Source organism: Fusicatenibacter sp. (assembly GCF_050872605.1).
GTDB lineage: Bacteria > Bacillota > Clostridia > Lachnospirales > Lachnospiraceae > Fusicatenibacter.
In genome coordinates this window covers 18,083-28,104 of record NZ_JBNMHD010000041.1, presented here as the reverse complement: position 1 = coordinate 28,104, position 10,022 = coordinate 18,083, and the positions used below count along the sequence as shown (strand labels likewise).

Sequence of the window (10,022 nt, the reverse complement as noted above, 5' to 3'; positions counted from 1 at the left end):
AGACCCGAAAATAATGCAAAAAAGGCAGTGCTGCAGAGCGCGAATTGCAAGGAACAGATTTGAAGGCGTACCGGGGTACGACGAAAATCTGTGACGCAGTAATTCACGCTCTGCGGTGCTGAATTTTTTGCATTATTTTCAGGGATTGCTATAAATGCAAAGTAAGGATCCACCGCAAAAATCCGCAGTACATGTCTGCCGGAAGTCAATGATCCCGTTTTGACGATCAGTCTGTCCACATTATTGCGGACATTTTCTTCCCAGTTTCCACGCCATTCATCCTCTGCATCGGATTCCAGTAAATATTTTTCTTCGTTATCCAGCTGAACACACACCCTGATTTTTCCAACAGAATTTAAAGACGGGAATCGATGAATTTCCAGAAGACTGTCCTCCCCGCTTTCACTTCCCAGATAAAACGGATAGGAAAGAACGCTCTCCTCTTCTGTATCTGTTTTTTCTGCCTCAACCAGACTTCCGCCGCCGCGCCCGAGCCGTGGAATTTCTTTCCAGCCTTTTGCCTTTCCCGGTCTGCCTGCTCTCTTTTCCTGAAGCTCCCACGCATCCGATGCTTTCATGGATACCATTCCGCCGTCATCCACTGCAGTTTCTTCCAGAACAGCCTCTGTTACGCTGACGGGAATCGAAATTTTCTGTCCCGTCTCCTCACAGAAGATCTGAATTTCCCCGGTTTTTCCAGCCATGCCGGTACCGCAATCTGATAAGACAACGGTTTTTCGCCGCCTGCTGCAATCTGAATCCATTTATCACAGTTTCTGCTGAACACAACTTCATCCTCACCATTCCAGCAGTCCACCAGCAGCTTCTCTTTTCCTTCCCGTACAGGCGGAACACATGCCGGATACATCGCTGTCCGCGGCGGCGGAAAATCTTCCGGTGTCAGAATCTGATCCCATTTCCCACCGCACATTTTTTTATTATAGTATATCAGCATCTGTCTTCTCGCATCATCGTATGCCCGGCACTCTTTTACATAAAGCTCCGCCGCACGGTTTTTTCTTTCCCGCACACACAGCGCACTCCGGTCGGCATAATAATACATACCATTTGTCAGAAAAGCCGCATGCAGTTTCATCAGGCACAGTTGAAAGAACGCCTCTTTTTCCTGCTCTGGCAGACTTTCATAAACACGGTTTCCTCTTTTGTCCATGCATCAACATCCTCTGTCATGGCACCTGGTTTTCCTATCTCCCATCCCAGCTACAGAAAATACGAAATTTCTTCCTCCAGCGGTTTTAATCCGCCAATATTCAGTACCCACAGCTTTTGGATTCCGTTTTCCCATGCTTTCCAAAGCTCATTCCGCGTATGCGCAAGAGGAATCGAATTGATAAACAGATAGGAATTTCCCGGCGGCGCCCAGTATGAATTGTGGTAATAGATCCCATTTCCGCCTTTTCTCATCTGTTCCTTCCGGTTCGGATAGCGCCGGATATGGCCGTAATTATCATTCGACCAGATCAGTGTCAGTTCCTCCGGCACTTCCAGCCCATGATCGTACAGTTCCAGAACTTCTTTATACGGTACAAATGTTTTTAATGTTTCTTTTCCAAGCTCTTCCTGCAGGATCTTCTCCTGATCCCGGATGATCGTCTCCAGAAGATGAATTTTTGCCTTCCGAAGCTCTTCGCCTTCCAGTTTTTCCAGAGAACGGATCTCAAAACCACTGTCATGAATTCCCCGCATGCCAAGCGTATAACTGACTTCAAAATTCCGGTTCTGCTGCACACTTTCCCGCCAGTATTCTTTCAGAATTTCCCGGTTTCTTCCCGGAACAGAGTAATCGTACACCGCATCCTGGTATCCTTTCTTTTCCAGCCATGGATACCATTCCCTGTTGTTGCTCCGCATGAGCATATCGCAGTGCGATGTTCCGACGACAATCCCCATCTGGTCAGCCAGCGCGCCATTTTCCGGCTTTGCATTAAAAGAATTTACATGCATCGCCGGCCAGATAGAGAACGCCGTCCCTGCACATACAGAGTGTTCCCTCTTTTTGGAACTCCGTTTTCGTTCCCTGCACTTCTTTTTGCGGCAGATACTTCTCCAGCCATTCATTTCCGTCACCGATACCCGCTGTATGAATCACAATCCGGCATCCATCTTCTGCACTTATTTCTTCTTTTATAACCGCCCTGGCCTGTAATACCTTCTGCAGATCATCCGCCAGATTCCGTGCTGCAATCTGAACTGCTTTTGTCTCTTTTGAAGAGCAACAGATACTCACCTTTTCCCCTCTTTTTAAACGCCAGTCAACGCTGTTTTCAATGATATTTTTCATTTTTATTTTTCGTTCTCCCAATCGTTTCGTCTTTATATTACACACAAATTTCAAAAACCTCCAAACTGAATCATTCTGTATGATTTCAGTTTGAAGGTTCTGGTTGTTCTTTACTCCAGATTCATGCACAGTCCCCAATCCTGGTCATTTGCATACGGATCAGCAAAATCGGTTTTCTGGCCATTGACGGAATACGGATACAGGTACGCGCAGGTCGCTGTCCCATCCTCAAAGAACATAGACAGCACGCCGCGCAGGGAATGCTCACCGCGGATATCGTATTCTTTGTTTCCGGTCAGACGGGCGTAGCGTTTGAAGGTCCGGCCGTTTTCGGCGCTCCAGTAGTGCGGGAAGGTGTCGCCGAAGACTCTGCGTTTTCCGAACCAGTAGCCGTCCCAGTGGCGGACTGCGGTTTCATGCAGATGGTAGTCCGGCTGCTGGCCGTCGAAGAGTTCGAGAACAGCGATCTGCTGCTCGGCACCGCGCAGGTATTTTTCTTCGCCGGTCACTTCGTAGACCTGAAGAATGACTTCAGCCGCCGGCTGTACGATCGACTGCTCGTAATTTACTTCCGATCCAGGATACGCTGTTCCAATTTCGATCAGCTGATCGGCGTGGCGGTGGAACAGATCTTTTACTGTTTTCAGATTCTCCTGCTCTCCCGCTTTTTCCAGCTCTCTGCAGAGCATCACAACCGGCATTTCGATCGGGTAGAAGCGGAATCCATCCTGTTCATAAAATTTCTCTACGATATGAACGGCCGTCTCCAGATCCTCTTTTTCGCCCCACAGTTTCCAACATTCTGTAAAGAATGTCGCTGCCCATGGGTAATTGTAAAGCCGGAAATAACTGTTGTCTTTTCCGGAGCAGTTGCAGACAAGACCTGTTGCTGCATCTACAAGTTCGCGCAGATAGAACGCATGGTATCCGCGAAGACTCTGCTCTGCTTTTTCCCTGTCTTTTAAAAGATTCTGCTGCAGTGCCCGTGCACTCAGGATTCCCATGCCCGTGCGCTCTCTTCCGGCGTTGAAATCATTTTCGGGCGTGCAGACGAGAATTTTTTCTTCATTGTCATAGCTTAAATAAGCACCCTTCAGCTCTTTGATGCTGCCGTGATACTGCTGGTGATCGATGATAAATTCACACCGTTTTACTGCCAGCACTTCCGGCCGCTCCTGTACAAGAAGACGGCAGGTGGTTATCACCTCGTCGGCACAGATCGAAAGCAGATACTCTCCGGTTTTCTCGCTTTCAAACAGATATTCATAAACACCGTTTTCCGTTTTTTCCAGTGAAACTCCGTTCACCGTCACTTTTTCCGCCGCAAATGCCGGCTCAATCGTTACCTTACTCGTCTCTCCCGGATAAATCACATACTGCTCTGCATCTACCAGAATCACCTGGGAAAATGCTTTTAATTTTTCCCGGAAATCCTCGCGTCCCTGATGCGGAAATACTTTCCACTCCAGCATCATCGTCTCTCCCGGTGCAAACTCCTGTGCCGACGGATGCAGCCAGAAACAGCCTCTGTCATTGCTCTGCAGCTTCAGGTCACGCTCCACACTGTAAGCGGAAAGACTGCCTTTCGTGAGCACCATTCCCAGATGCGGAGCCGCACCGCCCATGCGGAGTGCCATGATATAGCTCGTATGTTCTCCGCAGAAAATATGTGCATGACACCGGTAATCCCGGCAGGTCACGCTGTCCGTGTAGCGGTCCTGCAGCGGAAATGAAATCGCAATGCTTCCGGCATTTGTAAAATATGGATGCGCACCATTATAAGAAACTTTAACCCTTGTCGTCAGCACATCTCCATCTTTCTCATTCTCCACCTCCGCCGAAAATTCCGGCGGGCATTTCACCTCGGCATACGGAAAATCTTCCCGCAGCCAGTTCATCTGTTTTGGATCTTCGGAAAATACAATCTCTTTCACGTTCTCAACTGTCATTTTTTTATTTCCCCTTTCGTTTTTTCTTTGATCTCGCTTTTCAAAAGCCATATAAAACTTTTTCTCTGACTCGATAATACTATATCTGCACGCTCTTCTCCACACCTCTTTTTTTTAGTTTATATCCCATATTTTAAGGTTTGTTTTACCCTGATTTTTCTTTCTGCTAATGGTAATTTTTCTCACCTTTTGCTATAATAGTTATGTATGCGCCAACGCATAACTTTTACTAAAGGGGGTATCTTTTTCATGGATACGTATGTCATTTTAAAAGACCTGGCAATCATTATCGTATTCGCAAAATTGTTTGGTATTCTTGCCAGAAAATGCAAGGCTCCGCAGGTTGTGGGTGAGCTGATTGCAGGTATTGTCCTTGGACCCAGTGTGCTGGGACTTGTTCAGCAGTCTGACTTTCTCGCACAGATGGCTGAGATCGGTGTCATTTTGCTGATGTTCTCCGCAGGTCTTGGCACCAGCCTGAAGGATCTGCTCCGCACCGGAGTGAAATCCCTGCTGATCGCCTGTGCCGGTGTTTTTGTTCCTCTCGTTCTTGGAGCCATCTTATACATGAGCTTTTATGGCTTCTCTGCTGTCGGAACGGAAGAATTTTACCACGCTGTTTTTATCGGTGTTATTCTGACTGCAACATCGGTCAGCATCACCGTACAGGCCTTGAAAGAACTCGGCAAGCTGAAAACAGAGGTTGGAACAACCATCTTAAATGCAGCCATCATCGACGATGTCATTGGTATCATTGTGCTGACTGTTGTCATCGGTTTTAAAGATCCGACATCCAATCCGCTGAAAGTAGCAGCCTCCACCATTCTGTTTTTTGCCCTTGCGATTGTGCTCGGTTTTCTCTGCTTTAAGCTGTTCAACCGCATGAACTCCGTATTTCCTCACACCCGCCGTCTCCCGATTCTGGGTCTTGCGCTCTGCTTCGGACTGTCCTACATTTCCGAAAAATATTTCGGCATCGCCGATATTACCGGCGCATACGTTGCGGGCGTTATCCTGTGTTCCCTCGATTCTTCCGATTATATCGAAGAAAAAATGGATATCAGCTCCTATATGATTTTCGGGCCGATTTTCTTTGCAAGTATCGGACTTAAAACAACGCTCAGCGGCATGAACGAGAAATTCGTACTCTTTGCCATCTGTTTCGTTATCGTCGGCCTTGCCGCAAAAATCATCGGCTGTGGCCTGATGTCAAAGGGATGCGGCTTTACCTGGGGCGACAGCCTGAAAATCGGTGTCGGTATGATGACCCGCGGTGAAGTCTGTCTGATCGTCGCACAAAAGGGTCTGAATGCAGGCTTTTTATCCGGCGATTTCTTCAGTGCCGTGATTCTGCTGATTCTTTTCTCGAGTATTGCAACACCGATTATACTGAAGATTTTATACGAAAAAATGCCGACAGCAGAAAATTCTGCGAAGGCATCCTGACTTTCCTTTTACCAAAACAGGGCGCTGTGCCATTTCCTGCACAGCGCCCTGTTTTTTTTCGTATCAATCAATAATTTCTGATTTGACCTACCACAGAACCTTCTCGGCCTCAGCTCCGTCTGCAAACGGTCCCGGCATTGCTGCCACGCCGCGGTGCTCGCCAAGATAATCCTGATCGAAAACAATCGTGCTTCCGTCCGGATCTTCGAATCTCTGCTCCGGCTCAAAGGCGTATCCCAGGATATCGCTGTTGATGATTCCTGTCCGGAAATCCTTCAGGAAATCATACACATTCGTCTTGATGGAATAATGACCGTCTTTTTCCACAAGTTCCACCTTAACCTGGTTCTCGTTATCTACAAGATTCTCTTTTTCATTCACACACGCCTTTGCTCCGTTGAAGTAAGCATTTCCGTTTACCCAAACCGGCAGATGGCACTTATTGTGATACGGCTCCAGCTTGCGCATGTCGGCCGGTTTGTCCAGTTCAAAGTGGCTGATCCACTCGTCGTAGGTCGGATACTCGTCAAACACATGCGTTCCGACCTCCTGGTTATCCTCCATCTTGAATCCCATGTCCTCAACCGTTGCTGTTTCCTCAACCGGGTAATTCTGGATAAAGATGTTGTTGTAGAACCGGTCATCGCCATGCAGGAATGTCATGAATCCGGCAACCTCTGTACGGTGACGGATGTGATACGGCGTGTAGCGGTCTCCTGTTCCGCCGCCGACTGCCGTCAGTGAACCAAGCATCAGATTGTGTACGCAGGCAATACCATCGGTCGCCATACGAACGCTGACCGGGGAGAGCATAATGTTGTTATCGATCAGTGTCGGGCCATGGCCAACCTCGATGAAAATATCCTGACTCATCATTGCTCCCTCTGCCTTTGGTGTTCCCGCCGGCGGGCAGTTGTCGTGCAGCAGGTTCTGGGTCAGGCGCGTTCCCTGTGCCTCCCAGTCGCACCAGATACCCATCGTACAATGATGAATGTGGTTTCTTCTCATCACAACATCGATCGCCGCATGCATCTTGATACCGGAAATCTCGGCCCCGCCAAGCTGCTGCATATTGTTGATATTGTGAATGTGGTTATCCTCGATAATACTGAACACACCGCCCATTCGTCCGACGATACCGGTCTGCTCACAGTGATGGATGTGGCAGCGGCGGATGATATGGCTTCCGATGTTCTCCTTCGTCCATCCATGATACTGGCCGCGGCAGACAGCATCACGCTCCATCTGGGTCGGGCTCTTTACGTGTTTTCTGGTAAAGTAATGATCGTTCTCCGGGTCGTAATATTTTCCGAGAGAAATACCGCAGCACTTGCTGTTGCTGACCTCACAGTCCTCAATAATCCATCCCTTCGACCAGTGCGGGCCGATCATACCGTCCTGATAAGCAGCCGGCGGCGCCCATGTCGTTGCTGCCTTGCTGACATCAAATCCGCTGAACGTGATGTAGTTTACGCCCGTTTTTGACGGCATAAAGCAGTTCCGGCGCACGTTGATTTCTACTTTTTCCTCCGTCGGGTTTTTACCCTGGAAGTTTGCGTAGATGACCGTCTGATTTTTCTCTTTGTCCTGCTCGGTATACCATTTGTAAACCGACCACTCCGGCTCCCAGGACGGCGCATAAATCTCGCCCTTGATACACTCCTCGAGCGTCTCTGCCTCGTATAACTGGCGGTCATTCAGATAAACCGCGCCGGTATGGCGTACCACCGGTGCAAAATACCAGTCACCGCCGACCATTGTCGTGTATGGGTTATAATTGCCAAACACTCCGTTGTCTACACGGCATACCCACACATTATCTTTGTAATGCTCCCAGTCATTCATCGTTTCCGCACCGGTGATCTTTGCGCCGAGCGGCTTCTCACTCTTATAGACGATTCTCGCATCCTCGGTTCCGCCGTTGACCGGATCAACATATTCATGGTAAATACCAGGTGCAACCAGAACTTCATCTCCTGCCTTTGCAATTTTTGCCGCATCGTTGATGAACTTGAACGGCATCTCTTTTGTTCCGTTTCCATTCTTCGGAGCGGAATTATTGACATAGTAAATCATTTCTCTATACTCCTTTTTGTTATAGTAAAACCCGAAAACACTGCAAAAAAGGCTGTGACGCAATCATTCACTCTCTGCGGCGCTGAATTTTTTACGCTATTTTTTTGCGGGTCTATAGAATTTCTTTACGATAATGCTTCTTCCGCAGCCTCTTTTGATGCAAACGGGCCCGGCAGCGGATGAATGCCCTGACGGTTTCCGAAGTAGTCATATTGGAACACGATCGGCGTTCCATCCGGATTCTCATATTTCTGTTCCGGCTCAAATGCCATGCCAAGCGTCTCCGTTGAGATCACTGCACAGGCATTCTGCGGCAGATAATCGTAAACATTGGTCTCCAGTTTCCATTTTCCGTTCTCTTCTTTTACACCGATGGTGATTTCATGCTCGGTATCCACTACAGCGTCCTGTTCCTGCTCCGCCGGCTTCGCCCCATTGAAGTAAACGTTTCCGCCAAGCCATACCGGCAGCTTCTCGTAATACAGATCCGGCGACTTTCCGGAGCCCATTCCGCAGTAGCCCTCAAATCTTGCCACGTAATCCTCCAATGTCGGATATCCGCTGTACGGTGCGGTTCCTGCTGTCAGATTTCCGTCATCCCACTCATTATCTCCGGTCAGTTTACGGATTTCTTCCATTCCCGCACGAACCGGCTTCTGGATGAAGATATTATTGTAGAACCGGCAGTCACCGTGAAGAACCGTCATAAATCCGTTGATCTCCGTGCGATGCGGCACATGGTACGGTGTGTAGCGCGGCGACGGCAGCTTTTCGGAGCCATTGTTGACACCGCGGCCGACAGCAGTAAACGATCCCGCGATCAGGTTATGTACTACCGCAACACCCTGCGTTGCCAGCTTCATCGCGCGGTCCGAAAGCAGTACGTTATTGTCCACCAGCGTCGGTCCGTGGGAAATTTCAATAAAGATATCCTCGCCGATACCGTCCATACCTTCTGGATTTGCATTTTCCTCGTTCGGCAGCGTATTGTCATGGAACAGGTTCTGCGTAACACGTGTGCCCTGTGCCTGCCAGTCGAGCCAGAGGCCTCTCGTACAGTGATGGAAATGGTTTCTTCGAATGATCACATCGATTGCTGCATGCATCTTGATGCCGCCGATCTCCGCACCCGCAAGGTTCTGTTTATTATTGATATGGTGAATGTGGTTATCCTCAATAATCGAGAATACACCACCTAAGTGACCTACAATACCCGTCTGTCCACAGTCATGGATGTTGCACCGGCGGATGATATGACTTCCGATATTTTCCTTCGTCCATCCCTCCCGCTGCGCCTGGCAGATACAGTCACGCTCCGTCTGTGTGCCATCTTTGAATTTCCATTTGAGCCATTTATTATCATTGTTCGGCTGTCTGTATTTTCCAAGGGAAATGCCTGAGCACTTCGAATCTGAAATTTCACAATCCTCGATGATCCATCCCTTTGACCAGTGCGGGCCGACCATTCCTTCCTGATATGCCGTCGGCGGAGCCCACTGGGTTGCCGCCTGTTTTACAACAAAGCCGGACAGTGTGATGTAGCCGATGCCCTCCTTCGATGGATAAAAGCAATTCTCACGTACATTAATTTCCACCGTTTCTTCATTCGGGTTTTTCCCCTGGAAATTCACATAGAAAACGGTCTCATTCTTCTCTTCATCCTGCTCCACATACCAGGTATAAACCGTGAATGCCTGATCCCAGGATTTTTTGTAGATCTCCGGCTTTTTTACCTTGTCCAGGCTCGTCACCTCGTACATGGATTTTCCATTCAGATACACTTCTCCGGTGTGCGCCGTGTAGGATGCGATAAACCAGTCGCCGCTGACCAGAGTCGTGTATGGATTGTAATCCCCAAACAGTCCGTTTGAAACGCGCGCTGTCCACACATCACCTTCCAAATGCTCCCAGTTATCCACAATTTCCGCACCGGTAATCACAGCTTTTCCCGGTTCCACAGAACGGTACACAATTCTTGCGTCCTCACAACCTGCATTCGCCGGATCCACATATTCCCGGTATACGCCAGGTGCTACAAGCACCTCGTCGCCGGGCTTTGCGATTTTTGCCGCCTCGGAAATCGTCTGAAATGGATATTCCTTCTGCCCGTTTCCGCTTCGCACAGCATTTCCATCTACATAAATCTGCATTTTTTGCTTACCTCCCACTTTTTCACTTTTCATAACTTTTTATCATTTTTTTGTGAATTTTTGCCAAAACCGCATCCCTCTTTTTCCGATTTCTGCCGA

General features: G+C 48.6%; 8 protein-coding genes. 1 reads left to right on the top strand and 7 read right to left on the bottom strand.

Going from position 1 to position 10,022, the window contains the following annotated elements; genetic code table 11:
• From ACY2VT_RS11710 to ACY2VT_RS11690, 5 genes are all read right to left on the bottom strand, one after another.
• Positions 1-704: hypothetical protein (locus tag ACY2VT_RS11710; protein WP_461880019.1), on the bottom strand; the 704-nt coding region annotated here is incomplete at its 3' end.
• Positions 629-1,171 (bottom strand): hypothetical protein, encoded by a 543-nt coding sequence (locus ACY2VT_RS11705; protein ID WP_461880018.1) that lies wholly within the window; start codon positions 1,169-1,171, stop codon positions 629-631. The genes ACY2VT_RS11710 and ACY2VT_RS11705, both read right to left, overlap by 76 nt.
• A 50-nt stretch (positions 1,172-1,221) precedes the next feature.
• Positions 1,222-1,965: a glycosyl hydrolase 115 family protein gene (locus tag ACY2VT_RS11700; RefSeq protein ID WP_461880017.1), complete on the bottom strand. Its 744-nt coding sequence runs from the start codon at positions 1,963-1,965 to the stop codon at positions 1,222-1,224.
• Complete coding sequence (locus ACY2VT_RS11695; RefSeq protein WP_461880016.1) at positions 1,946-2,302, bottom strand: hypothetical protein; 357 nt, start codon at positions 2,300-2,302, stop codon at positions 1,946-1,948. Before ACY2VT_RS11695 ends, ACY2VT_RS11700 begins: the two co-directional genes overlap by 20 nt.
• Positions 2,303-2,412: 110 nt before the next feature.
• Positions 2,413-4,251 (bottom strand): hypothetical protein, encoded by a 1,839-nt coding sequence (locus ACY2VT_RS11690; RefSeq protein WP_461880015.1) that lies wholly within the window; start codon positions 4,249-4,251, stop codon positions 2,413-2,415.
• Between the two features lie 249 nt (positions 4,252-4,500).
• On the opposite strand from ACY2VT_RS11690, the gene ACY2VT_RS11685 reads away from it, so the two are divergent.
• Entirely contained in the window at positions 4,501-5,697 is a 1,197-nt protein-coding gene (locus tag ACY2VT_RS11685) for a cation:proton antiporter (protein WP_461880014.1), read from the top strand.
• Positions 5,698-5,784: 87 nt separating this feature from the next.
• Here the strand turns inward: ACY2VT_RS11685 and ACY2VT_RS11680 are convergent, their stop codons facing one another.
• Together ACY2VT_RS11680 and ACY2VT_RS11675 are read right to left on the bottom strand one after the other, a co-directional pair.
• The gene (locus tag ACY2VT_RS11680) at positions 5,785-7,773 is read right to left on the bottom strand and encodes a right-handed parallel beta-helix repeat-containing protein (protein WP_461880013.1); all 1,989 of its coding nucleotides are present in this window, start codon (positions 7,771-7,773) and stop codon (positions 5,785-5,787) included.
• A gap of 125 nt (positions 7,774-7,898) precedes the next feature.
• Positions 7,899-9,923, bottom strand: a complete 2,025-nt coding sequence (locus ACY2VT_RS11675) for a right-handed parallel beta-helix repeat-containing protein (RefSeq protein ID WP_461880012.1) — start codon at positions 9,921-9,923, stop codon at positions 7,899-7,901.
• Positions 9,924-10,022 lie beyond the last annotated feature (99 nt).